Consider the following 524-nt stretch of genomic DNA (forward strand, 5'->3'; position numbering starts at 1 on the left):
TAAGATTAGTAGTATTATCAGGAGTACTACTATTATCACCAGTATTATTCTCATTAACACCAGTAACATTACCAACATTCACAACACTACCAATACCATTCAAACGAACAAGAATATCCAAAACAATTGACTCACCATTAGCCAAAGTGTTAATATTCCAAACACCAGTACTTGCAACATAACTAGTTCCACGAGGACTAGTACTATTAATATAAATCAATCTACTATCTAACCTATCAGTAATAAGCAAACCAGTAGCACCATCAGGACCAAAATTAGTCACATTAATAGAATACAAAACAAATGCACCATTCAAAACAGATCCAGACACATTAGATGATTTAACAATACTAATATTCACAGTAGGAACAACAGTAATATTAGTCTCATTATCAACATTACTACTATTATTACCAGTATTATTCTCATTAACACCAGTAAGATTAGCAACATTCACAATATTACCAACACCATTCAAACGAACAAGAATATCCAAAACAATACTCTCACCATTAGCTAAAACA

General features: G+C 31.5%; 1 protein-coding gene. It reads right to left on the reverse strand.

Annotation, left to right across the window (positions count from 1 at the left end; genetic code table 11):
- Positions 1 to 524 (reverse strand): DUF11 domain-containing protein (locus MBCUR_RS03590; protein ID WP_157077653.1); only part of this gene is annotated, 524 nt, incomplete at both ends.

Origin of the sequence: Methanobrevibacter curvatus (assembly GCF_001639295.1) — an archaeon.
Lineage (GTDB): Archaea > Methanobacteriota > Methanobacteria > Methanobacteriales > Methanobacteriaceae > Methanoflexus > Methanoflexus curvatus.